We start from the raw sequence: 23122 nt of genomic DNA on the forward strand, positions 1-23122 counted from the left end.
AAGAAAACGAGTTTTCCACAGGGTAACGACAACTTTAGAGAATATCAACAGTTGTGGACAACCAAAAGGGGTGAATGTGGACAATGAGACGAACAAATGTGTGGGTTATCCACACATCAACATGATTATGCACAGCAAAACGTGTGAAAAGACAATATTTGAGGTTGGTTATCCACATTATCCACATGTTAACGTGCACAACTTGTGGATATGTGGATAACTTGTGTAGACCGTTGTTTATAAAAAATGCTAAACCCTTGCTAATCAACAGCCTAGGGGATAAATATGGATAAGCCTGTGAATGTAAAGGAAAGTTTAAGAAACTTAAATTTTAAATATTTTCCAGAAAAAACGTGTTGATGCATGTGAAAAAATAGGCAAAAGGAAGGGGACATTATTATAAAAAATGCCCCTAATTTTTGGTAAGAGAATAAAACTTTTAATGGTAGAATAGTGCAAAGGAGAATGACATGCGGCATTTAGATTATACAGAACAAGAAAATTGGCGTCAGCCAGATGATACAGCTTATCAGTCACCAATCGACATTGCGACGCAGTCGGTTCAACCTCAAGAAACTGGGAAATTTGCAATTTCTTTCCAAGATGAGGTGCAATACGATGATCGTGAAATAGGCGAGCAATTCCTAGTTCATGGGCAGTTACGCCTTGATGATCAAATTTGGGAACTTGAACGCTTTCACTTTCATGATGGGGCAGAACACTTGGTTAATGGCCAACGACATGATGTGGAAACACATTTTGTTTTCCAACATGGGGACCAAACTTTAGTAGTGGCTAGTTTTGGGGATGTTAGTGCCAATGAGAAAACTGGTGCAGTTAAAAATATCTATGATAATCAGGTCAATGCGGCAACATTGCTGCGTTTGTTGCCAGATAACCATAGTTATTTCCACTATGTTGGCTCACTAACAACACCACCACTTCGTCATGATATTCAATGGCTTGTGTTGACTGAGCCTGTGGCAATTTCAGCAGAAGATAAAGCAGTATTACACGACCATTATCCAGATAATTACCGTGAGATTCAAGAGATTAATGAACGCGTTATTACTTATTACAATGACAAAAATTAGGACAATTGTGAGACCTACTAGTTTGCTGGTAGGTTTTTTATTTGCATAGAAACAGCTCTATGTTTCACAGAATTTAAAAATTTCAGATGAAAATCATAGCGGTAAATGATATGATAACATGTGAATGTTTTTAATTTAAATCTCACATTTTAAAGAGGCGATGTTTTGGCTGTTTTTTTTCAAAGTATACAGGGTGTTTTAGTCATTTTAGTGATGATTGCCATTGGCTATTCCTTGGCAAGTGCTAAGTGGTTTACCGACAAAAGTGGACAAATCATTGCACGGATTGTCACACAAGTGGCTTTGCCAATGTACATGGTTAATACCATTACGCAAGATTTCACTAAAGATGAGTTAGGGCGCTTGCTACCAGATATTAAATTTCCAATCATTTCAATGTTGGTCTTATTTGCAATTTCGGTGGCATTTGCACGGGTATTAGCAATTCGTAAAAACAGACGTGGTTTGTTTCAGTCCATGTTTTTTAATTCAAACACGGTGTTTGTTGGGCTACCAATCAACATGGCGTTGTTTGGCACTAAAAGTTTGCCGTATGTGTTGGTTTACTACATGATTAACACGACTTTCTTTTGGACACTGGGCACTTATTTAATTCAACGAGATGGTGAAGGAGAGTGGCGTTTTGATATCAAAACAACCCTAGCAAAAGTATTTTCACCACCGTTGTTGGGATTTGTGCTAGGTGTTTTGCTGGTTGTTTTTCGAATTCAATTACCCACGTTTATTGCCTCTGATTTACAATACGTAGGTAGTTTAACGGTACCATTATCAATGTTTTTCATTGGTATAGCCGTGCAACGTGCTGGATTACGTAATCTAAAAGTGAATAAATACAGTCTTGGCATTTTGTTCGGGCGCTTTATTTTAGCGCCAATGGTGATGTTTTTATTGTTGTGGAAAGCTGATGTACCAATCTTGATGAAGCAAGTCTTTATTTTGCAGTCGGCAATGCCTGTGATGACTAATGCGCCAGTAGTTGCCAGTCTGTACGGTGCGGACGCGGATTACGCGGCCATTATGGTAACGGAATCGACGATCTTGAGTTTGATTGTTGTGCCAATTTTAATGACGATTATTAACTAAATCAAAAGATATAAGCAGGCACCTGTTGTAGGTTTTTGTAGCCATACTTGATTGACCGTGTTTAGAATGAAAAAGTTTCTCATTTTATTAGTTGTTGACAAGATTTTGTGTGTCTTGTATGATATTAAATATTAAGAAATTGGAGGCAACACATCATGCAAAACATGAATCAAACACAAATCTCATCTCAAGCCCTCCTTCTCCTCCTCATGCTGTAAGTCATGACGAGGTTTTTCGCGCTCATGACTAACTGGTAATCAGTTTTCATGGGTGTTGAAATGATGAGTATGTCTATTATCATGATTAACGATCTAAACCCATGAATTTTGATATTCATGGGTTTTTTATTTGCGAAAAAGAAGGTAATTAGAGAAGAGAATTGGAGAAGGAAAAATGAAAAGAATTGTAATTGTTGGGGCAGTATTTGTCGTCGCAGTTGGCGGCATTATTGGCTATGGGGTAATGAATCGTCAGTCAGATCAGGCATCATCGTCAACGGTGATTAAAATTGGTGGCGTATTTGACACATCAGGTGATGCCTCTTCGTATGGAAAAGCCGAGCAAGATGGGGCCAATTTTGCCATTAAGCAAATCAATGCTAATGGTGGTGTCAAGGTCAATGGCAAAAGCTATAAATTTAAGATTATCAATAAAGATGCCAAGACGGATAACACTGAAACAGCGTCAGTGACAAGTAACTTGATTAACAACGAAAAAGTGAGTGCAATTGTAGGTCCTGTTATTACTTCAGGCGTTCAAGCAGCCGTCCCAGTGGCGACACAAGGGAAGACGCCAATGATTTCACCAACAGCTGGTGCTGATAATATTACGATACAAAAAAACGGAAAAGTTCAGCCTTATGTTTTCCGAGCACAATATAAGAATTCGTTTATGGGCACAAAGATGGCACAATTTGCGACTGAAAATTTGAAAGCCAAGAATGTCGTTATTTTCCAAGATAATTCCTCAGATTATGGGACAGGCATTACAGCTGCGTTCAAAAAAGCATATAAAGGCAAGGTTGTTGACGTTGAATCCTATCAAGAAGGCAGCAAGGACTTTCAAGCTGTTTTGACCAAAATAAAAGATAAGCAGTTTGATGCTGTGGTTATCAATGGTTACTATACTGAAGGGGGTGCCATTTTGAAGCAAATGCGCGATATGGGCATTAATGTGCCAGTTATTGGTCCTGATGGTATTGGTGATCCTAAAACTGCTGAGATTGCGGGCAACAAAAATACAAGCAATGTTTATTATGCTGCCCATTTCTCAGTCGATGCACCGGCAACCAAAGTGGCAACGCCATTTGCAAAAGCATACAAAAAGGCCTATGGCAAAGAGCCATCACAGTTTACAGCCTTGGCCTATGATTCTGTTCGCATGATTAAAGCAGCAATTGAAAATGAAAATTCAACAAGTAAGGCGGCGATTACCAAGGGTTTGGCAAATTTGAAGAATTTTGAAGGCGTTACAGGAAAAATGTCGATTGACAAAGACCATAATCCGGTGAAGTCAATGGTGATGGTTGGTATGACTGATGGTAAAGAGTCATCTGCTGTGGTCGTGAAGTAAATCAAACGTTACATAGAGTTGACGTGTTGATCAAATTTTGAGGTTAAAATGACAATTTTCATTCAGCAAGTAATCAACGGACTGATGCTAGGCAGTGTTTACGCACTATTGGCATTAGGCTACACAATGGTTTACGGTATTATCAAATTAATTAATTTTGCACATGGCGATATCTATATGTTGGGCGCCTATTTCGGTTATTTTTTTATTAAAGTGCTACACTTAAATTTCTTCATTGCCTTGGTTTTGGCGATGGCAGTCAGCGCGGTGATTGGGGTTTTGATTGAATATATTGCATATCGGCCACTACGTCATTCACCAAGGATAGCGGTGCTAATTTCAGCGCTTGGTATATCATTTTTGCTGGAAAACGGCATGACGTACCTATATGGGTCTGATCAACGTTCTTTTCCGCAAGCTATCAAGACTGTGCAATACCATTTTTATGGAATTCAAGTGTCTAACATTCAACTCATCATCGCCGTGACATCAATCGTATTGATGTTATTGCTAACGTATGTTGTCAAACGTACTAAGATGGGTCGGGCAATGCGGGCGGTGTCAGCAGATCCTGATGCGGCAACTTTAATGGGTATCAATATTAATCACACGATTTCATTTACTTTTGCAATTGGATCAGCATTGGCCGCGGCTGGTGGTGTGTTGATTGGACTTTATTACAATAGCATCGATCCTTTGATGGGCATGACACCGGGGTTGAAAGCCTTTGTTGCCGCTGTTTTGGGTGGTATCGGTATTATTCCCGGAGCCGCTGTTGGTGGCTGGTTGATCGGTATATTAGAAACAATGGTACAAGCGACTTCGTTTTCTGCTTATAAAGACGCCATCGTGTATGCGATGTTAATTGTTATTTTGTTGATAAAGCCGACTGGTATTTTAGGTAAAAACAAGCGGGAGAAGGTGTAATGGATCAAACGCATATTAAATATACATTGTCGTGGGCAGCAATGGCTGCCATGGGCTTTATTTTGATTTTTATGGCACAAATGGTTGGCTTAATCGGACATTATGGTGTCACAACGATTGTGTTGATCGGCATCAATGTGATTGCGGCATTGGGCTTGAATTTGGTTGTGGGGATATCAGGGCAATTTTCGCTAGGCCACGCCGGATTTATGGCGATTGGGGCATATGCAACGGCGCTGATTATGGGAGTTTTGCCCGGTGTTATGGGCTTTGTTTTAGGCATGGTAACTGGTATCGCTGTGAGTGGTATTGTTGCTTTGATCATTGGGATACCAACTTTACGTTTACGTGGTGACTATCTAGCAATTGCAACGCTAGGATTTGCAGAAATCATTCGTATTGTCATTATGAACTTAAAAATTACTAACGGACCAGCCGGTATATTTGGTATTGCGCCGTATGTTAGTTGGCAATTGGTCTATATTTTAGCGGTTATCACGCTAATTATTGTCGTTAATTTTGTCCGTAGTATGCCGGGAAGAGCAATTATTGCAGTACGAGATAATGAAATTGCTGCTGAATCATTAGGTATTAATACGACAAAATACAAGGTTATCGCCTTTGTATTGGGTGCATTATTTGCAGCTATGGCTGGTAGTTTACGGGCAAGTTTTATTCAATCGATTGCGCCTAAAGACTATGCATTTATGCAAAGTATTATGATTTTAATCATCATTGTCATTGGCGGGATTGGGTCAATGAGCGGCACGGTAATTACGGCTATTGCTTTGGGTATTTTAGACACGTTGTTACAAAATTTTGGTTCATTACGTATGGTTATTTATTCCGTTATCTTAATTGTCGTGATGTTAATCAGACCGCAAGGTATTTTTGGCAGTCGTGAATTATCTTTAAAAAAATGGCTATTTGATGGAGGAGATGGACATGACACAGACCATACTGAAAACGCATGATTTAAGCATTCGCTTTGGTGGTGTCACAGCAGTTGATCACGTCAATATTGAAGCTTCCGAAAATGAGTTAATTGGTTTAATTGGTCCAAACGGCGCAGGTAAAACGACATTATTTAATCTGTTGACCGGTGTTTATCGGCCAACCGAGGGCGATGTGGCCTTGTTTGATGGTCAAAAGTTAGCCATAGTGAACCAACAATCACCAGCTAAAAGAGCACGATTGGGCATTGCGCGAACGTTCCAAAATATCCGTTTATTTGAAAGCCGTACGGTTTTGGAAAATGTCATGATTGCAATGAATTCGCATACTCGAGCCCACACATGGGACGCGATATTGCGACTGCCATCTTTTTACAAGCATGAAGCGACTTTAAAAAATGAGGCACGTCAATTATTGTCAATTTTTGATATGTTGGGTGTTCAGGATACTTTAGCCACTAACTTACCGTATGGGCAGCAACGACGCTTAGAGATTGTTCGAGCATTGGCGACTAAACCAAAAATCTTGTTTTTGGATGAACCTGCTGCGGGGATGAATCCCCAAGAAACCGCTGATTTAACGCGTCTTATTAAACAGGTTCAACAGGAATTTAAGATGACCATTATTCTAATTGAGCATGATATGAATTTGGTCATGGCAGTGAGTGAGCGATTGTATGTGCTGGAATACGGGAAATTATTGGCAAGCGGGACACCGGCAGAAATACAACAAAATGCTGATGTCATCCGCGCATATTTGGGAGAAAACGATACATGAGTGCATTGTTAACTGTTGAAAATTTGAATGTCAGTTATGGCGCAATCAAAGCTGTACAAAATGTCAATTTTACTGTGCATGATAATGAAATTGTGTCGTTAATTGGCGCAAACGGCGCTGGCAAAACGACAATCTTGAGAACTATTTCAAATTTAATTAAACCGACCTCTGGGTACATCAATTTTCAAAATCAAGATATTTTAGGGATGGCTTCAGCCAAAATTGTGTCTAGCGGAATTGCCCAAGTACCAGAAGGTAGACGCGTTTTTGCTGGCATGACAGTGCAAGAAAATTTGCAATTAGGTGCTTTCACACGTGATAAAGGCACTAATTTGAAGTCAGAATACGCGCTGATTTACGACCAATTTCCAATTTTAAAGGAGCGGCGTAATCAAGATGCAGCAACCTTATCTGGTGGCGAACAGCAAATGTTAGCAATTGGACGCGCGCTAATGGCCAAGCCGAAGTTATTGCTACTAGATGAACCGTCAATGGGATTAGCGCCGTTATTTATTGAAAAAATTTTTGATATTATCAAGACTGTCAATGAACAGGGCGTGACTGTGTTAGTCATTGAGCAAAATGCTAACCAAGCATTGAAGATTGCCGATCGTGGCTATGTTTTAGAAAGTGGTCAAATTACGATGACTGGTACTGGTGCTGAATTACTGGCTTCAGATGACGTGAGAAAAGCTTATTTGGGTGGTTGACGCAATAGTGGTGTGTCAGTCGATATCTAAAACGCCAACACAGGAAGGATTGTGTTAGCGTTTTTTTAGTGTGATGAAGCACCGAAAACAGCCAGACGTTCTGCCAAACTCGTTTCTACGGCCGTGACGCCGGGTTCTAATAGTTTCCTAGGATCGTAATTTTTACCAATCAAATCTTGATCAGTTAAAATAAAGTCTCTTAGCGCTTGATGGAATGCCAGCTGGGCTTCAGTGTTCACATTGACTTTGGCAACACCCATGCTAATAGCTGCTCTAATTTGATCATCTGGGACACCAGAGCCGCCATGCAAGACAAATGGTACCTGACTGTGGGTCATATTATCTAAAGTCGTCGTTAAGTCTTTGAGATGAGCGAGGTTTAGCCCTTGCCAATCTTTTGGATAGCGACCATGAATGTTACCAATCCCTGCTGCAATAAAATCTATTTGCGTTTGGATCATGGCAACTGCATCGTCGATAGGCGCGATTTCACCAGTGCCGATGATACCATCTTCTTCACCACCAATACTGCCTACTTCAGCTTCAACTGAAATATTTTGTTCATGAGCTAACGCTACAATCTCACGTGTTTTTTCTAAGTTTTCTGCTAATGGTAAGTGTGATCCATCAAACATAACTGATGTAAAGCCAGCTTTGATGGCAGCTTTAGTGGCAGTGTAATCACCATGATCGAGATGAATGGCAATGGGGACAGTAATGCCAAATGATTGGTCAAGGTCGCGCACGATATGAGCAACGGTTTCAAAACCACCCATATATTTAATGGCACCCATCGAAGCAGCGATGATGGTAGGAGCTTGTTTTGCTTGTGCAACACGCAAAATGGCTTGTGTCCATTCAAGATTATTTGTATTAAAGGCGCCGACAGCATAGCCTTGTTGACGTGCTGTTTGAACGATTTCTTTACCAGAAACGATTGTCATGAGTTATTCCCAACTTTCTTTTTTAAATGTTTGATCTGTCTGATGTAGTGAATAGTGATAATTATTATTAACTGAAAAAATTTTATCGCGAATTGAGTCGTGATTGGATTTGGCAACTTCAATTAAAAAATTAACCAGATTTTTTGACCATACCAATTCTTTATCGTGGCCATATTGTAACCAAAATGAATCTAATTCTGGGTCATCCCAATCATGCGCACCATGATAGGGACGATCATCTAGCAAAATGGCACCAGCATTTTTATTCAAATTTTTTTGGTGTGTCAGAATAACTTTTTTATAAAATGGGCTATCTGGCTGATTGCCAAAGAAATCATTTAACCAACTAATTTTATCTTCCCAAGCACTAGGGTTTTGCCAAGGTGCCGTTGATAAAATGTACATATCATAGTATTGAGACAGGGCATAAATGCTATCAATAGCGTCAGGTAAAGGTGGTAAATATCGAAAAATGCCAGGAATTTGATCTGGTTTTTTAAACTGATATAGATGCGGCTTATCATTTTTGGCATTTAATACAGGCAAAGTATCAACGATAGTGTTGTCCATATCAATGAATAATTTAGTTTTGATGATAGTATTCTCCTTTTTTTGAAAACGCTTACATTTTCGGAATAGACAAAATTATACAGCGTCAGAATAAAAAAATCAAATGTATACCAATTTTATACATTTGATTTTTTTTGAATGCGTTGTGTGATAGTTTCAGAGGTTGAAGTAGGATGATAAAAATGTTGCGACACCATCTTCCTCATTGCTACTGGTGATATCCGTGGCTGCCGATTTAATTAGTGGAATAGCGTTAGCCATGGCTACTGATACAGTGGCGAGTTTAAACATGGATAGATCGTTAGCCTCATCCCCAAAAACAATCAAATCTTTTGAAGTTAGGGACAATTTTTTTAGTAACACTTTGAGTGCAGCGCCTTTACTGACGTTGCTTGGCACAAATTCTAGCAGTGTTCGCCGAGATCTTGTAAATGAAATATTCTTGGTTAACACAGGTGTATGATGAAGAATATTTTCGAGATAGTTCAATTTGTCCTCAGTTTCGCAGACGACAAATTTGTTAAATGTCAACGCTGTTGGCAAATCAGTGATACTGACTTGCTGATAATGCAGCAGTTTACCAATTAAGTTAACATAGTTAGACTGCCCAAAGTCTGCAATAGAATAGACAATTTCTGGACAAACAATATCAATGGGCAAATTAAGATTATGGATTAAATTGAAAATCTCAGACATATCACTAAGCGTGAAACGCTTGTTTAAAAGCGTTTTATTTGTATTAATATTTTTAACCACACCACCATTGAACAAAATGACATAGTCATCATTTTTGTTTAGCTCTAGTTGTGTTAAGAAGGGTTGTACGTTTGGGAATGGGCGACCGGTTGTTAAAACAATATGATGGTTATCAGCATGTATTTTTTTCAAAATCGTAGCATTTTTGTGTGATAGTGTGCGGTCTGATTTTAGTAAGGTATTGTCCATATCCAAGGCAATTAATTTTGGCGTCATATTAGGATTTCCTCTTTCTTGGTAACGTTAATTTGTGATATTACCATTTTTAGTCGGTCAAACTCACTATCCGACAGCTCACTGTCTATCAGAAAAGTAGGTTGTTTCGTCGCAATTTCAGTCGATTCCGTAATAATCAAATCAAACTGATTGGGTTCATTTGACGAGTTTTCAAAATCATTAAGCGAGACAATTGATAATTCGCATGGTGCAGAACTACTACGTTTGATTAATGTTTCAAAAAGATTTTGACTATAAATTGGAAGTGACGTCACCATTAAAATGTGTAATTTATGAATTTTCTCGTGGGACAAGCTAAAGTTGTAAAAAATCATTGCTAGAATGCTAATCTGATCGGTTAGTAGTCCAAAAGGGAACAAACGTTGATACAGTGATCGATTAGTGATTTGACTCAGTGCGTCGGTGACGTATTTTTCAAAGGTTTCGTTGTGATATAAGTAGTCATACACGGTGATACTTTGGTACTTAGATGAGTACCAAAAAGGCTTGAGCTGTGTTTGTATTTTGCGTGTCAAAACTTCTTGCTCAGCTTGACTGATCTTAATATCTGAAGTGAGGACAAAAGCTTTAACGATTTCATGACTGACAACTAAAAGATCTTGAAAGGCACGCGCACTGAAATGGTTATCCTGTTCTTTCGTCACACTCAGTAGTTGCAAGGTTAGAAATAATTTGACGGCGTCTGGCATCTCTAATGAAAAATTTGTTTTGGTAATCATTGAGAAGTCATTGATAATATCGTTTTCTTTGCGTTTGGTAAAAGAAACTACGTCAGCGGATGTAAATAAACTTTCCTGTGCAATAGGATCTAGCTCACTATACAGCGAAGCAAGCGTTGAAAAAATAGTTAACGTTAAAGCATTGGAAATTGATATCTTTTTGCCTAGAGAATCTTGATACATGTTTTTTAATTTTTCGCTGATTAATAAAAATTTTGAGTAAGGTATGTGTTTATCCAGTGACCGGATAAAATACGACAGAGCATTCTTATGACTCTGCAGTAAGGCTAGGCCGTTATAGGCATGCACGAATGAGTCGTACAACGGTTCTGAAAACTCAAAACCTGATTTTTTAGAAAAAACGGGTTTAAATGTCTCTCGCTTTTTGAGATCTGATATATCACGGAGAACCGTATTCCTAGAGACAGAAAATAATGTTTGGAAAGCAGATAATGTCCATTTTTTAAGTGGTAGTGCCAAACAAATATCAATAATCAGTTGCCGTTCATAGGAATTAATATAATCATCTGAAGGAACATGAGATAATTTTGCTTTCAAAACGGCAATTTGGTTTTGTGTAATTTTGGTGTTGGGTGCCAAAAAGGGGAGATTTGATGAACGCAAATCAGAATTGGCGCTTTGTAATAAGTAATAGATTTTACGACTAGATAAATTGAGCCGGTTAGACATCGTTTGAACATTTGGGAGCAGATCTTGATTGGCTATGTAGTTAATGAATGTGGTGTAATTCATATTTGGTACGCTCATAATTAGTGTTCCTTTCCAAAACGTATATTCACTTTGATTTTACAATGAGCAAGTGATTGATTACAGTCTCATTCAAGCATTTTCATTGTGAGGTAATGGGACTGTTTATTTTTTTTATTCTCAACCATAATGTAATTGTACCAGCAAATGTAAGCGCATACATTTTAAAAAAGTTTGGAAGAAGGTTTAAAGAAATGGCAAAAGCAACAACAATTCAAGAGGCAACACGAGAAAATTGGATTCAGAATACATTCCCAGAGTGGGGCACTTGGTTAAATGAAGAAATTGAACAATCAAAAGTACCCGAAAAGAATTTCCGGATGTGGTGGTTAGCCAATAATGGTATTTGGTTGAAGACACATGAAGACACCAATATTTTAGTTGACCTATGGAATGGCACTGGTAAGCAAACACATGGTTCAGGTTTGATGAAACAGGGACATCAAATGATGAGGATGAGTGGCGTGCAAAAGATGCAACCGAACTTACGCCTACAACCATTCGTTATTGATCCTTATGCTGTTAAAAATGTCGATGCCTTATTGGTGACACATATCCATTCAGATCACCTAGACATCAATACAGCAGCGGCTGTGTTACAAAATAGTGGTCCAGAAACGAAATTTATTGGCCCTCAAGCGGTTGTTGACATTTGGAAAGGTTGGGGAGTTCCTGAAGAACGCACAATTGTTGTTCACCCAGGAGATGAAGTGACCGTGAAGTCGGTTACAATCAAGGCTTTGGAAGCTTTTGATCGGACAGCACTATTAACCGTCGATAACGATGTCACAATCAAAGATTCGCTACCACAAGATATGGATGAAATTGCTGTCAATTATCTGTTTAAAACATCTGGTGGGAATCTATATCACGCCGCCGATTCGCATATGTCAAATATGTTTGCTAAACATGGCAATGAGAATCATGTTGATGTTGAAATTATTAACTATGGTGAGAATCCGCGAGGCATAACAGATAAAGTTACATCAATTGATGTTTTGCGATCAGCCGAGGACCTGAAAGCCAGAGTTGTGATTCCTGTACATTATGATATTTGGTCAAATTTCGATGCTGATCCGCAAGAAATCGTTAAGTTATGGGAAATGAAAAAAGACACACTTAACTATCAATTCCATCCATTTGTATGGCGTGTTGGTGGCAGCTACACTTTCCCAGAAGATCAAAACAAGATTCAATATCATTATAATCGTGGCTTCTCAGATGTCTTTTCAAAAGATAATGATGTGCCATTCCCTTCATTCTTATAAGGAGTAATCAAAATGACAATGCTTAATTACTTTTACGACAATGACTTGGTAAGAATTTACCATGACACGCCATCAAGTTGGCGGGAGTCGTTGCGTGTTGCGGGTGAAAATCTCAAAGAAAAGGGGATTATTACCGAGCAATATATTAATGAAATTATTAAAAATGTTGAAGACAATGGCGCCTATATTGTCATTGTACCTGGTGTGGTGATGCCACACGCATTAGCTACGGGACCAGGTGTTTTAGGAACAGGTATTAGTTTCACCAAATTTAATGAAGCTGTTTCGTTTGAAGATGGCAATGTTGAAAAACAAGGGAAGCTATTTTTCACGCTAGCAGCTAAGGATGAAAAGCAACACCTAGAGAATATTCAAAATTTAATGTCGTTATTGATGACAGACGGTGTGATTGAAGCGTTGTCAGATGTTGAATCAATGGACGATTTCGTTCAAGTGATGAATCAATTTGATAAAATCCCTGCTGAACAATGAGGAGAGCATGATGAATAATATATTCGCAGGAATATTAGCTATTTGGGAATTTTTTGCCAATAACATTTTGACCCAACCAGCCTACATGATTGGTTTCATTGTCTTGATTGGTTACATGTTAGAGAAAAAGCCATGGTATGAAAGTTTGGCTGGTTTTCTAAAAGCCACGATTGGTTACATGATCTTAATTGTTGGCTCAAACGGACTGGTAACAAGTTTCCGACCGATACTAACAGGACTGAAAGACCGCTTTCATTTAACGGCAACTGTGATTGATCCTTACTTTGGTCAAAATGCTGTGACAGATGGATTAGAAAAAACGTTTGGCCGTTCATTTGGCGACGTCATGATTTTATTGCTAATTGCCTTTGTCTTTAATATTTTATTGGTAAGATTTTCTAAATATACAAAATTACGTGCAGTATTTACTACTGGAAATGTTCAGGTACAGCAAGCAGCAACAGCATTTTGGATTTTACTATTTGCGATTCCGAGTCTTGGACGAATTGAAGTTTTGCTTGTTATGGGTGTGTTACTTGGCTTATATTGGGCTGTTGGATCTAACATGACAATCAAGCCAATTCAAAGGCTTACTGATGGTGGCGGTTTCGCAATTGCCCATCAGCAAATGTTTGGGATTGCATTGGTTGCATGGTTAGCAGATAAGATGAGTTCTTCTGAAAAAAAGAAGAACAAGCCAGCTTCTAAGCGCTTGGAAGATATTACTTTACCTGGTTTTTTGAAAATATTTAATGAGAATATGGTGGCCACCGCGATATTAATGTTTCTATTCTTTGGCATCATTATGTTCGTATTAGGAGAAAATTATTTCCATCAACTATTCATTACTAGTAAAGGGACCTCTGGTTTAGCTCAGGGTGCGAGCTTCTTCTTCTACATTCTCACAACATCCCTTGGCTTCGCTGTTAACTTAGCAATTTTGCAGCTGGGTGTTCGAACATTCGTTGGGGAACTAACTGAAAGTTTCACTGGTATTAGTGATACGATCCTACCAAATTCTGTACCTGGTATTGATGTTGCAGCGACATTTGCCTTTGGTGAACAAAATGCCGTGACAATTGGTTTCTTGTTTGGCGCATTAGGACAATTTTTAGCCATAGGGGCACTGATGATTTTCCACTCGCCAACCATTATTATTGCCGGATTTATTCCGTTGTTCTTCGATAATGCCGTGTTTGGTGTTATTGCCAACAACCGAGCTGGCGCGAAAGCAGCCATGATTTTGCCATTTTTCTCAGGCATTATACAAGTTGTTGGCGCAGCCCTAATCTCAACTTGGATTGGTATGTCAAAGTTCGGTGGTTACTTGGGTATGTTTGACTGGGATACTGTTTGGCCAGGATTCACAGTTATCTTGAAGTATCTAGGTTACTTCGGTGTTGTCGTGGTAGCTGCAATTCTACTTCTAATTCCACAGCTGGAATATCGTAAGGATCCTAAAAATTATTTCTTGATGGTTGAAGATTATGATGCCTATAAAGAAAATAAGGGTCTTGAATAAAAAATTAATTTGCTTTAATAAAGGAGAATAATAATGAATATTTTAGTTTCTTGCGCTAATGGTTCGGGTACAAGCTTGATGATGATGAAAAGTGTTGAAAAATCAATGAAAAAGCTTGGCATTCCGGTATCAAAAATTAACCACACAAGTATTGCCGAAGGAAAGTCAACGGCAAGCCAGTATGATGCCGTTTTCACACCACTTAACTTTGTGGACATGTTTGAAGATGCCGCAAAAAAAGGCGTGACAGTGGTCGGTGTCAAAAATGTTATGAGTGACAAAGAAATCACCCAACGAATTGTTGACGAAACTGATTTTGAAGAGAAATACAAGAAGTGAGGATAAAAAAATGACGAAGCCTAATCTACAAATTGCTTTAGATCAAAATACATTAGCTGATGCCGCAAGAATTGCGCATTTGGCAGGACCGATTGTTGACATTGTTGAAGTTGGCACGATTCTTGAGTTGCAGGCGGGACAACAGGCCATTAGTGTTTTGCGAGAGATGTTTCCTGATAAAATTATTGCATCTGATACAAAGTGTGCGGATGCTGGCTCAACGGTGGCCCAAAATTCAAAAGACGCCGGAGCTGATTTGATGACAGTTATTGATTCAGCAACAATTGCTACAATGAAATCTGCAAAGTCGGTTCTTGATGGGATACAGGTTGAATTGTACTCAGCATGGAATTGGGATTTAGCGGAGAAATGGCAACAAATCGGTATTGAACAAGTCATTTATCACCAAAGCAGAGACGCCTTATTGGCTGGTGAAGTGTGGGGTGAAAAAGACCTCAACATTGTCAAAAAGTTTATTTCAATGGGATTCAAAGTTTCTGTTACCGGCGGACTTAATTTAGACACGATTAAACTGTTTAAAGATGTGCCAGTGTATACATTCATTGCTGGTAGAGCCATTACGGGTCAAGATGATCCAGCAGCTGCTGCACAAGCCTTCCAAGATGAAATTGGAAAGTACTGGGCATAACGATGGCGCGATTGGGCATTAATGAAAAATCCTTACCGTTCGAATTATCGTGGCGGGAAAAATTGGCATTTGCTAAGCAGCAAGGTTTCTCTTTTATTGAATTATCAATCGACGAAAGTGATGAGCGTATTGCGCGCCTAGATTGGTCGGACAATGACATATTTAGCTTACTAAAAAATTCGTATGAATCGGCTGTTTCAATCGACACAATGATGCTATCAGCATTACGTAAATTTCCTCTAGGTTCACAAGATCCTGTTCTTTATGATGCTGCATACCGTATGTGTCAAAAAGCAATTATCTTAGCTAAAAAATTGGGAATAAGAAATATTCAAATTGCTGGATATGATGAATATTATCATGCCAAAACAGCACTCACCCGTGAGAATTTTATTGAGAATTTACAGCGAGTAGTTGATTTTGCAGCGGCGAATCAGGTTATGATTGCGATTGAAACGATGGACGATGACTTTATTAATTCAATTAACAAGATCAGAAAAATCAAACAAAATATTTCGTCACCGTGGCTGCAGGCCTACCCTGATATCGGTAATATTTCAGCATGGCCACAGGTAAACCCTGGGGAAGATTTGACTGATGGATTTGAAAATATCGTTTCTGTGCATGTCAAAGATACCTTAGTTGTGACAGAAAATACACCCGGTAAGTTTAAAAATGTGCCTTTTGGAACAGGTAATGTTGAATTTTTAGGATTATTTAAAACATTGAAGCGGCTTGGTTATCAAGGCACATTTACGATAGAAATGTGGTCAGAACGAGACAAAGATTGTGTTGACCAAGTCAAAAAAGCACACGATTTCATTCTTGAATTATTGACCCAAGCAGGTATTTTAATAGAGGTAGTATGATGTTAGAAGAACTAAAAAATGAAGTATATCAAGCAAATATGTCTTTGCCTAAATTGGGATTGGTAACATTTACTTGGGGTAACGTGTCGGGAATTGATCGTGAAAAAGGACTATTTGTGATTAAGCCATCTGGTGTTGCCTATGAAGATTTGAAGCCTGATGATATGGTAGTGGTTGATTTAGATGGTAACGTTGTGGAAGGTGATTTAAACCCTTCTAGTGATACACCAACACATGCCTATCTGTATCGGCATTTCAAAAATATTGGTGGCATTACGCATACACACTCACCATGGGGCGTTTCCTTTGCTGCTGCTCAAATGGATATTCCTGCTATTAGCACGACGCACGCAGACACTTTCTATGGTGATATTCCGTGCACGCCAGCCTTGAGCCAAGAAGAAATTCAATCAGCTTATGAGTTAAATACAGGAAAAGTCATTGTGTCAGAATTTGAGCAAAGGCAAATTGACCCTGATGCAACACCTGCTGTGCTAGTCAGCCAGCATGGACCATTTACATGGGGCGTCAATGCCTCAAAGTCTGTATATAATGCTAAAGTATTAGAAGTTTCAGCAGAAATCAGTTATCATGCGCTACAGTCGACACGTTCGGATATTCATGTGCCCCAATACCTACTGGACAAGCACTATTATCGCAAGCACGGCGTAAATGCTTACTATGGGCAAAAAGAAGCAGTTTCTGTTAATCATAGTTAATTCATGTCGCAAAATACCCCAAAAGCTATTATGCTTTTGGGGTATTTTATATGCAACCGTGTTTGTCAAAATCTCAAAAGTCAATATAGAATAAAATCTTATCAATGATGTCTATCATGATAAGACAAATGGTAAAAAACACCTAGTTTTCAATTGATAATAGGGTGCAACTAACGGTTGCGACCTCCGCAAAAAAGTCTATACAGCACTTTTGTGAGAAAATGTTTATTGATTAAATTGTTCATGTATAATCATTTTTATCAGCTGATGAATCAAGATCACGGAGAATAATATTAAGTATGGAAAACATTTTCAAATCGCAGTTAAGCGCTTTGCGGCAAAAAAAGCACTTGTCACAAGAATTGTTAGCACAAAAATTATTTGTCTCTAGACAATCAATCTCTAAGTGGGAGAACGGTGAATCAGAACCTAACATTGATAAGCTGATTTCTATTTCAGAAATATTTTCGGTCAACTTAGATTTTTTACTTGCTGGTCATACACATGGCGATGCTTTAATATTGGAGCTGAAAAATTTAAAAAAATCATTCAAAAATCCTGTTTTAAAAAATGTTAATTTGTCTATCTATGGTAGAGATCGTATCGCTTTGTTAGGCAGCAATGGATCAGGTAAAACAACAATTGTTAATACGATTTTGGGCAATATCATTCCGGATAAAGGTAGTGTCGTTAAACATTTTAATGCACAAGATGACCTCAGCGTTATGACGCAAGAAAATTGTTTGATTGCGTCTTTACAGGTTCGCGAACAAATTGCTTTATCTTTGAAAATATATGATGCCTACTCAAAGATCAACATAGATGATTTGCTCAAAAAATTTAGATTGACTGAGCAATCTGAAGTGATCGTTGATCAACTTTCCGGCGGACAAAAACGGCGTTTAGCATTACTTTTAACATTAATTAAACCATCAAAACTGTTGATACTAGATGAACCAACAGTGGGCATGGATTTAGAATCAATTGATTTATTTTGGGATTATTTGGATCATGTGGGTGGCAGTGTCGTCACTATCACACATGATTTCAATCAAATTGATAACTACTTTACACGTGTCGTGTTACTAAAAGATGGTGTGATTAAGTCAGATGAATCAGTTGCCAATATTCACTCTAATAATCAGACGATTGAACATTGGTATCGTCTCATGAATCAATAATTAAAGGAGCTATTTAATGATTACTTGGATAGAAATTAAAGATACATTCAGAAATAAACGTTTTATTTTGTTTACAGTCGTTTTCCCATTAGCATGGTATTTAATGATGCTAAGTGTTTTTAACGGTATGACACACAATCCTGTTAATCGTTATTTGTGGTTTACGATTGCTGCGATAATCGGTATTTCGGGTAATTCTGTTGTGACGTTTTCTAAAAAAATATGTGATACCTATCAGTTTTATAAATTACAATCTCAAACTTCGCATTATAGTATCAAACGTTGGATAACAGATCAGTTTATCGTGCAAGTTATTTTGAATGCCTGTATCGTTTTTGTTATTTTAGTTGCTGGCGTCTTATTTAAATCTTTGCCAATTAATTTGAGTTTAGGCATGTTAGTTATCTTGCTACTCATAATGGGGCTGTATTTAAACGCAATCGGTTTTTTAATTGGTATTTATATGGATCAAAAGACAATTGCTGCGCTCAGCATGCCATTGAGTATGGGATTTGGCGTTTTGATGATTCGATGGGATACCGTAACGGCCGCTAACGGTATCTTAATAAAAATAATCTCGGTTGTGCAACAATTTTTCCCTGGTTACTATATTTTTGACTATATTAAAAAAATTGGACAAAGCCAGTCAGTCAATCAATCTTTATTTAAATTTTTGTTGAGTGTTTTATTGATTGCCATTCCGTTTATTGTTATTTATTTGAAAAAACAGCAATCGGTATCACGATACCACGTGAAAAACTAAGCCCTTCTATTGAATTGAATAGGGTAGCCTCGAAAGTGAAAAAACTTGCGAGGTGTTTTTTATTTTATAAGTCTAAAGCGTTGTCCTCATCAAGTTCTCGTCATAAATTAAGACGATATATTTTCAATAGAGACAAGTAAAGACCGTACTTTGAAAATAACCGGTTAAACCATTATAATAGTGAGTGACTAATAATAAATCAGTATTGAAACCTTAGTTAGGTTGATTTGATACGCTGGGGAGAATATAAATGCAAGTAGCAATCATTGGTGCCGGTCCGCGTGGTTTAGCGGTAGCTGAGCGCCTTATTAATTTGGATGACAGTGATAATCAACTTGATGTACAAATCTTTGATCCATACGCCATTGGTGGTCGTGTTTGGGACCCCACAATCAAACAAAACAACTTATTCTTGATGAATACAGTCATTGACCAAGTGACACTGTTCAATGATGATTCAATTGAAAACGGTGGCAAACCTTTTTCAGGACCAAGTCTCTTTCAATGGTTAACCACTGAAGCGAGTGATTTTATTGCACAACACCCAGAATTTGATAGTGCTTATGCCAGTGAAATTTTGCAATTGACACATACTGGTGATTTCGCAACGCGTGGTATTATGGGCATCTATGCGGCTTGGTTTTTTGAATGGTTAAAAAGACGTGTCAAAGGCAATCAAACGCTTAATTATACGAAACAAACTGTAGCCGATTTAGTTAAAATTGGGACAAAATTTCAAGTGACACTAGGTGATGGTACACAGATATTAGCAGACCAAGTTGTCATGGCACTTGGGCACGCTGATGATGAATTGACACCTGAGGAAGTTGATTTTAAGGCATTTGCAGATGAAAATCACTTGCCTTATATTGGACCAACTCACCCATCAGAAGCTGATTTGTCAGGCTTGACAGAAAATAATCGCGTGATTATACGTGGCTTGGGATTGAGCTTTTTCGATTATTTAGCGGCACTTTCAATTGGCAAAGGTGGAACTTTTGTCCGTGATGATTCCGGAGAGTTACTTTATCAACCCTCTGGTCACGAACCACATATTATTGCTGGTTCGCGCGGTGGCTTCCCGCTACATGCGCGTGGTGTCAATGAAAAAGGCGCTAGTGAATTATACCAGCCAACTTTCTTTACGTTACCTGCTCTTGACGCGCTACGTGCTGCTGGAGACGGTAAAATGTCTTATGAGGCTTTTGAAAGTTTAGTGGTTAAGGAATTGACCTATAAACACTTGCTAAATCGTATTAATAGTGGGCAAAGTAATCTGACGTATGATCAATCCGAAACGCTTAAAGTGGCATTACTCACGAGTGGTGACTTGAACGCCACAGCTGCCGAATTTGGTTTGAGTGATATACCATCATTAGATATTGATTTGGTACGTAATCCAGCTCGTGATTTGCCAAATGATGCCGATTATCGCACTTGGGTATTATCGTATTTAGCTGCGGATATTGCTGATGCACGGCTGGGGAACAAATCAGCACCATTTGCTGGCGCGCTTGATATTCTGCGTGACATGCGTGATCGTGTACGCTATGTTGTGGAACATGATTATTTCTCAGTTGATGATTATGAAAAGTTTTTGACCAAATTCCGTCCGTTGGACGTTTTGGTATCAGTTGGACCTCCATTACTACGTGTCGAACAGCTTCGTGCGTTGATAAAAGCCGGTATTGTTGATGTTACCGCGTCACAAATCAAGGTGACAACCGAGGACGGTCAGTTTGTTGCACGAGATAGCCGACAACAAGAATACCATGGGAATGCCCTAGTGGAAGCAAGGTTAGGTGCAACTAACATGGCAATCGCGGTCAACCCCATTTTAGTTAATTTGCGTGATAAAGGGACACTCGTTTCGCCAACCTTGGTCCGTCAAGATGGGACAAGTTGGACATTGGGTGCTGCTAATATTGATCGCCAAACATTAGAAGTTATTGATGCAAATGGGGATCACATTCCCAATTTGTACTTGTATGGCATTCCTGTTGAAGGAAAAAAATGGTTTGGCACAGTGATTCCTCGTCCGGGTGTTAACACGGTGATTTTGCGAGAAGGTGCTGTCATTGCACAACGCATTTTGGAGAACTTGTGATGGCAAAATTATTTACAAATGCGCGACTATACCAAGAAGATGAACAGGTTTTTAGACCAAACGCATGGTTCGTGGTAGCAAATGATCATATTGTTTCACGTGGAACAAATGATGTGCCAAGTGATTTTTCAAGCTTAGAAACGACTGATTTGCAAGATCGCTATGTCATGCCAAGTCTGATTAATACGCATGTTCACATTGCTAATCGTGTATTTCCTGTTGGTGCTAATCAGTTGATCAAAACTGATGAAGAACGAATTCAAAATGGTTTGGCAAATCTTCAAACGTTGCAACAAAATGGTGTAGCGTTTGCTCGAGCATTAGCAACGACAAATGATTTAGATATTGACATTGCCAAGCGGGCTGAACAACAAAACCTGATTGGCTTACAAACTGCTGGGCGTGCAATTACAACAGTTGGTGGTCATGGTTCAAAGCAAGGGATCGTGGTTGCAACCCCTGCCGAGATGCGGGCTGCCGTGCGTGGCCATTTTCTAGCAGGTGTTGATAACATCAAATTGTTTGCCAGTGGGGGCATTCCTTTTAGTCCTAACGAGCAACCTGATGATGTGCAAATGTCATTTGAGTTAATACAAGCAGCTGCTCAAGCAGTTCATGAAAAATCTCATGCTCGTTTGGCAGTCCACGAAGAAGCGCTTGAAGGCGTTAAAATTGCTTTGCGTGCTGGCGCTGATGGCATTGAACATGCTTTTGATGCTGATGATGAAGCAATTAATTTGTTTCTTAAAACGGGCGCAACACTGACACCAACGCTGACGGCACCCTATGTGATTGTCAAACGTGGGGATGGCATTTTACCAGAATGGATGGTTAAAACAGCTTATAAGTGGGCACCGCGACACATGCGTGCTTTGGGTCAATATGCAAAAGCCGGTGTTAAATTAACACTTGGGACAGATGCCGGATCACCGCTCAACGGCTTCAATGATACGGCATTAGAGGCACAATTGATGGTGATGGCAGGTGCAACACCGGCCCAAGTGTTGCAAGCTGCGACGATTAATGGTGCTGAATTGCTACATATTGAATCAGAGTATGGGCACTTGAAGACGGGTGCGATGGCTAACTTTATCGTCATGGACCAGTCTCCGCTTGAAAATATAACGGCAGTAAATTTGCCAACCGTTTATTATAAAGGTAAACTAGTGTCAGAGGCACCAGACCGTTCTGGTGAATTAGAATACCCATTGAATAAAGGAAGCTTGGACTATTGACAATTCAGCTTATTGCAACTGATTTAGATGGTACGTTTTTGACAGATGACAAGAAGTTTGACCAAACGTTATTTCGGCGTGTTTTGAGTCAATTGAAACGTCAAAATATTGCTTTTGCCATTGCAACTGGCGTTCATCAAGAGCGAATCAACGTTATTTTTAAAGACTTTTTGAATGAACCGATTAATTTTGTGACTAATAATGGTGCGCGTGTCATTAAAAGCGATGGTTCAGTGCTGTTTTCAAAGGCTTTATCGTTGAAAACGTTAGCACATATTCAAGATTTTTTATTTAATTATGATGTTCAACCTGATCGTGGTTTGGTTTTTTCGACTGATGAGACGGCTTATTTGCCACGGTACGCTAACATTAAAAATAGTGAACGGTATTTCAAGTTTTTTAAAAATATTGTTCGGTTTGAAAATGTCTCAGACATTCCGGAGCCAATATATAAGGTAACAATGAGTTGGCAAAATTTTGATGAGTCTCAATTTTATCGTGACGCGCGGCTGGCACTAGGTGATGCTGTCCACATTACTGAAACAGGGACTGGAGCGATTGATATTATCGCGGCCGGTGTTAATAAAGCGTCTGCTCTCAATATGTTAGCGTCGAGCTATGGTGTTAATATGGTGGATGTTGTCGCTTTTGGTGACGGTGGCAATGATGTGGAAATGTTGTGCGCGGTTGGGCAACCGTTCAAAATGCCAAACGCACGCATCACTGGTGATTATCAAACAGCAGTTGATGATAATAACAACAGCGGTGTGTTGAAAACAATTCAGAAGATAACGCATTTATCATAAAAAAAGCATTGCAGGTGTGCAGTGCTTTTATAATACCTGT

General features: G+C 38.9%; 23 protein-coding genes. 19 read left to right on the plus strand and 4 right to left on the minus strand.

Translation table 11 applies throughout. The annotated features are described in order from the left end of the window. Positions 1–470 precede the first annotated feature (470 nt). The 7 genes from IAE53_RS05580 to IAE53_RS05610 all read left to right on the plus strand — a co-directional run bounded on the left by IAE53_RS05580 (position 471) and on the right by IAE53_RS05610 (position 7138). Positions 471–1094, plus strand: coding sequence for a carbonic anhydrase family protein (locus IAE53_RS05580; RefSeq protein WP_188353337.1), 624 nt, complete (start codon positions 471–473; stop codon positions 1092–1094). A gap of 165 nt (positions 1095–1259) precedes the next feature. Next, positions 1260–2198 (plus strand): AEC family transporter, encoded by a 939-nt coding sequence (locus IAE53_RS05585; RefSeq protein ID WP_010275940.1) that lies wholly within the window; start codon positions 1260–1262, stop codon positions 2196–2198. Between the two features lie 393 nt (positions 2199–2591). Continuing rightward, the gene (locus tag IAE53_RS05590) at positions 2592–3770 is read left to right on the plus strand and encodes an ABC transporter substrate-binding protein (RefSeq protein WP_200136093.1); all 1179 of its coding nucleotides are present in this window, start codon (positions 2592–2594) and stop codon (positions 3768–3770) included. Between the two features lie 48 nt (positions 3771–3818). Then, positions 3819–4697 (plus strand): branched-chain amino acid ABC transporter permease, encoded by an 879-nt coding sequence (locus tag IAE53_RS05595; RefSeq protein WP_148423988.1) that lies wholly within the window; start codon positions 3819–3821, stop codon positions 4695–4697. Continuing rightward, positions 4697–5671, plus strand: coding sequence for a branched-chain amino acid ABC transporter permease (locus IAE53_RS05600; protein WP_148423989.1), 975 nt, complete (start codon positions 4697–4699; stop codon positions 5669–5671). The genes IAE53_RS05595 and IAE53_RS05600 overlap by 1 nt, the downstream gene beginning before the upstream one ends. Continuing rightward, complete coding sequence (locus tag IAE53_RS05605) at positions 5643–6428, plus strand: ABC transporter ATP-binding protein (RefSeq protein ID WP_004914183.1); 786 nt, start codon at positions 5643–5645, stop codon at positions 6426–6428. The genes IAE53_RS05600 and IAE53_RS05605 overlap by 29 nt, the downstream gene beginning before the upstream one ends. Then, on the plus strand, positions 6425–7138 hold the full coding sequence (locus tag IAE53_RS05610) for an ABC transporter ATP-binding protein (RefSeq protein WP_148423990.1): 714 nt from the start codon (positions 6425–6427) through the stop codon (positions 7136–7138). The genes IAE53_RS05605 and IAE53_RS05610 overlap by 4 nt, the downstream gene beginning before the upstream one ends. 65 nt (positions 7139–7203) lie before the next feature. Here IAE53_RS05610 and fba read toward each other — a convergent pair whose 3' ends face one another. The 4 genes from fba to IAE53_RS05630 form a co-directional block, all read right to left on the minus strand. Continuing rightward, positions 7204–8082, minus strand: a complete 879-nt coding sequence (fba, locus tag IAE53_RS05615) for a class II fructose-1,6-bisphosphate aldolase (protein WP_148423991.1) — start codon at positions 8080–8082, stop codon at positions 7204–7206. 3 nt (positions 8083–8085) lie between these two features. Continuing rightward, complete coding sequence (locus IAE53_RS05620; RefSeq protein ID WP_188353333.1) at positions 8086–8652, minus strand: hypothetical protein; 567 nt, start codon at positions 8650–8652, stop codon at positions 8086–8088. A gap of 156 nt (positions 8653–8808) precedes the next feature. Further along, the gene (locus tag IAE53_RS05625; RefSeq protein ID WP_148423992.1) at positions 8809–9624 is read right to left on the minus strand and encodes a Cof-type HAD-IIB family hydrolase; all 816 of its coding nucleotides are present in this window, start codon (positions 9622–9624) and stop codon (positions 8809–8811) included. Next, positions 9621–11132 (minus strand): transcriptional antiterminator, encoded by a 1512-nt coding sequence (locus tag IAE53_RS05630; protein ID WP_148423993.1) that lies wholly within the window; start codon positions 11130–11132, stop codon positions 9621–9623. The genes IAE53_RS05625 and IAE53_RS05630 overlap by 4 nt, the downstream gene beginning before the upstream one ends. A gap of 194 nt (positions 11133–11326) precedes the next feature. On the opposite strand from IAE53_RS05630, the gene ulaG reads away from it, so the two are divergent. From ulaG to IAE53_RS05690, 12 genes are all read left to right on the plus strand, one after another. Continuing rightward, positions 11327–12400: an L-ascorbate 6-phosphate lactonase gene (gene ulaG, locus IAE53_RS05635; RefSeq protein ID WP_188353331.1), complete on the plus strand. Its 1074-nt coding sequence runs from the start codon at positions 11327–11329 to the stop codon at positions 12398–12400. A 12-nt stretch (positions 12401–12412) separates the two neighbouring features. Continuing rightward, positions 12413–12892, plus strand: coding sequence for a PTS sugar transporter subunit IIA (locus tag IAE53_RS05640; RefSeq protein ID WP_010292480.1), 480 nt, complete (start codon positions 12413–12415; stop codon positions 12890–12892). A 10-nt stretch (positions 12893–12902) separates the two neighbouring features. Beyond that, positions 12903–14414: a PTS ascorbate transporter subunit IIC gene (locus tag IAE53_RS05645; RefSeq protein ID WP_031941304.1), complete on the plus strand. Its 1512-nt coding sequence runs from the start codon at positions 12903–12905 to the stop codon at positions 14412–14414. A gap of 33 nt (positions 14415–14447) precedes the next feature. Beyond that, the gene (locus IAE53_RS05650; protein WP_004913450.1) at positions 14448–14753 is read left to right on the plus strand and encodes a PTS sugar transporter subunit IIB; all 306 of its coding nucleotides are present in this window, start codon (positions 14448–14450) and stop codon (positions 14751–14753) included. Between the two features lie 10 nt (positions 14754–14763). Next, positions 14764–15402, plus strand: a complete 639-nt coding sequence (locus IAE53_RS05655) for a 3-keto-L-gulonate-6-phosphate decarboxylase UlaD (RefSeq protein WP_010292489.1) — start codon at positions 14764–14766, stop codon at positions 15400–15402. A gap of 2 nt (positions 15403–15404) precedes the next feature. After that, the gene (locus tag IAE53_RS05660) at positions 15405–16271 is read left to right on the plus strand and encodes an L-ribulose-5-phosphate 3-epimerase (RefSeq protein ID WP_188353329.1); all 867 of its coding nucleotides are present in this window, start codon (positions 15405–15407) and stop codon (positions 16269–16271) included. After that, positions 16271–16990, plus strand: coding sequence for an L-ribulose-5-phosphate 4-epimerase (locus IAE53_RS05665; RefSeq protein WP_148424073.1), 720 nt, complete (start codon positions 16271–16273; stop codon positions 16988–16990). Before IAE53_RS05660 ends, IAE53_RS05665 begins: the two co-directional genes overlap by 1 nt. A 299-nt stretch (positions 16991–17289) precedes the next feature. Beyond that, on the plus strand, positions 17290–18171 hold the full coding sequence (locus IAE53_RS05670; protein ID WP_148423997.1) for an XRE family transcriptional regulator: 882 nt from the start codon (positions 17290–17292) through the stop codon (positions 18169–18171). A gap of 16 nt (positions 18172–18187) precedes the next feature. After that, the gene (locus IAE53_RS05675; RefSeq protein WP_188353328.1) at positions 18188–18934 is read left to right on the plus strand and encodes a multidrug ABC transporter permease; all 747 of its coding nucleotides are present in this window, start codon (positions 18188–18190) and stop codon (positions 18932–18934) included. A gap of 250 nt (positions 18935–19184) precedes the next feature. Beyond that, on the plus strand, positions 19185–21041 hold the full coding sequence (locus IAE53_RS05680; RefSeq protein WP_148423998.1) for an FAD/NAD(P)-binding protein: 1857 nt from the start codon (positions 19185–19187) through the stop codon (positions 21039–21041). After that, entirely contained in the window at positions 21041–22276 is a 1236-nt protein-coding gene (locus tag IAE53_RS05685) for an amidohydrolase family protein (RefSeq protein ID WP_200136092.1), read from the plus strand. Before IAE53_RS05680 ends, IAE53_RS05685 begins: the two co-directional genes overlap by 1 nt. Beyond that, positions 22273–23082 carry an HAD-IIB family hydrolase gene (locus IAE53_RS05690; protein ID WP_148424000.1) on the plus strand — a complete coding sequence of 270 codons (810 nt, stop codon included), beginning with the start codon at positions 22273–22275 and terminating at the stop codon, positions 23080–23082. Before IAE53_RS05685 ends, IAE53_RS05690 begins: the two co-directional genes overlap by 4 nt. The last annotated feature ends 40 nt before the right edge of the window (positions 23083–23122 follow it).

Source organism: Leuconostoc sp. S50, from assembly GCF_016624925.1.
In the GTDB taxonomy this organism is placed as follows: Bacteria; Bacillota; Bacilli; order Lactobacillales; family Lactobacillaceae; genus Leuconostoc; species Leuconostoc pseudomesenteroides.

What these genes read in the sequence shown, in the direction of transcription:
- IAE53_RS05580 (WP_188353337.1), top strand. Translation starts at nt 471, where the DNA reads ATGCGGCATTTAGATTATACAGAACAAGAAAATTGGCGTCAGCCAGAT.
- IAE53_RS05590 (WP_200136093.1), top strand. Translation starts at nt 2,592, where the DNA reads ATGAAAAGAATTGTAATTGTTGGGGCAGTATTTGTCGTCGCAGTTGGC.
- IAE53_RS05595 (WP_148423988.1), top strand. Translation starts at nt 3,819, where the DNA reads ATGACAATTTTCATTCAGCAAGTAATCAACGGACTGATGCTAGGCAGT.
- IAE53_RS05600 (WP_148423989.1), top strand. Translation starts at nt 4,697, where the DNA reads ATGGATCAAACGCATATTAAATATACATTGTCGTGGGCAGCAATGGCT.
- IAE53_RS05605 (WP_004914183.1), top strand. Translation starts at nt 5,643, where the DNA reads ATGACACAGACCATACTGAAAACGCATGATTTAAGCATTCGCTTTGGT.
- IAE53_RS05610 (WP_148423990.1), top strand. Translation starts at nt 6,425, where the DNA reads ATGAGTGCATTGTTAACTGTTGAAAATTTGAATGTCAGTTATGGCGCA.
- fba (WP_148423991.1), bottom strand. Translation starts at nt 8,082, where the DNA reads ATGACAATCGTTTCTGGTAAAGAAATCGTTCAAACAGCACGTCAACAA.
- IAE53_RS05620 (WP_188353333.1), bottom strand. Translation starts at nt 8,652, where the DNA reads ATGGACAACACTATCGTTGATACTTTGCCTGTATTAAATGCCAAAAAT.
- IAE53_RS05625 (WP_148423992.1), bottom strand. Translation starts at nt 9,624, where the DNA reads ATGACGCCAAAATTAATTGCCTTGGATATGGACAATACCTTACTAAAA.
- IAE53_RS05630 (WP_148423993.1), bottom strand. Translation starts at nt 11,132, where the DNA reads ATGAGCGTACCAAATATGAATTACACCACATTCATTAACTACATAGCC.
- ulaG (WP_188353331.1), top strand. Translation starts at nt 11,327, where the DNA reads ATGGCAAAAGCAACAACAATTCAAGAGGCAACACGAGAAAATTGGATT.
- IAE53_RS05640 (WP_010292480.1), top strand. Translation starts at nt 12,413, where the DNA reads ATGACAATGCTTAATTACTTTTACGACAATGACTTGGTAAGAATTTAC.
- IAE53_RS05645 (WP_031941304.1), top strand. Translation starts at nt 12,903, where the DNA reads ATGAATAATATATTCGCAGGAATATTAGCTATTTGGGAATTTTTTGCC.
- IAE53_RS05650 (WP_004913450.1), top strand. Translation starts at nt 14,448, where the DNA reads ATGAATATTTTAGTTTCTTGCGCTAATGGTTCGGGTACAAGCTTGATG.
- IAE53_RS05655 (WP_010292489.1), top strand. Translation starts at nt 14,764, where the DNA reads ATGACGAAGCCTAATCTACAAATTGCTTTAGATCAAAATACATTAGCT.
- IAE53_RS05660 (WP_188353329.1), top strand. Translation starts at nt 15,405, where the DNA reads ATGGCGCGATTGGGCATTAATGAAAAATCCTTACCGTTCGAATTATCG.
- IAE53_RS05665 (WP_148424073.1), top strand. Translation starts at nt 16,271, where the DNA reads ATGTTAGAAGAACTAAAAAATGAAGTATATCAAGCAAATATGTCTTTG.
- IAE53_RS05670 (WP_148423997.1), top strand. Translation starts at nt 17,290, where the DNA reads ATGGAAAACATTTTCAAATCGCAGTTAAGCGCTTTGCGGCAAAAAAAG.
- IAE53_RS05675 (WP_188353328.1), top strand. Translation starts at nt 18,188, where the DNA reads ATGATTACTTGGATAGAAATTAAAGATACATTCAGAAATAAACGTTTT.
- IAE53_RS05680 (WP_148423998.1), top strand. Translation starts at nt 19,185, where the DNA reads ATGCAAGTAGCAATCATTGGTGCCGGTCCGCGTGGTTTAGCGGTAGCT.
- IAE53_RS05685 (WP_200136092.1), top strand. Translation starts at nt 21,041, where the DNA reads ATGGCAAAATTATTTACAAATGCGCGACTATACCAAGAAGATGAACAG.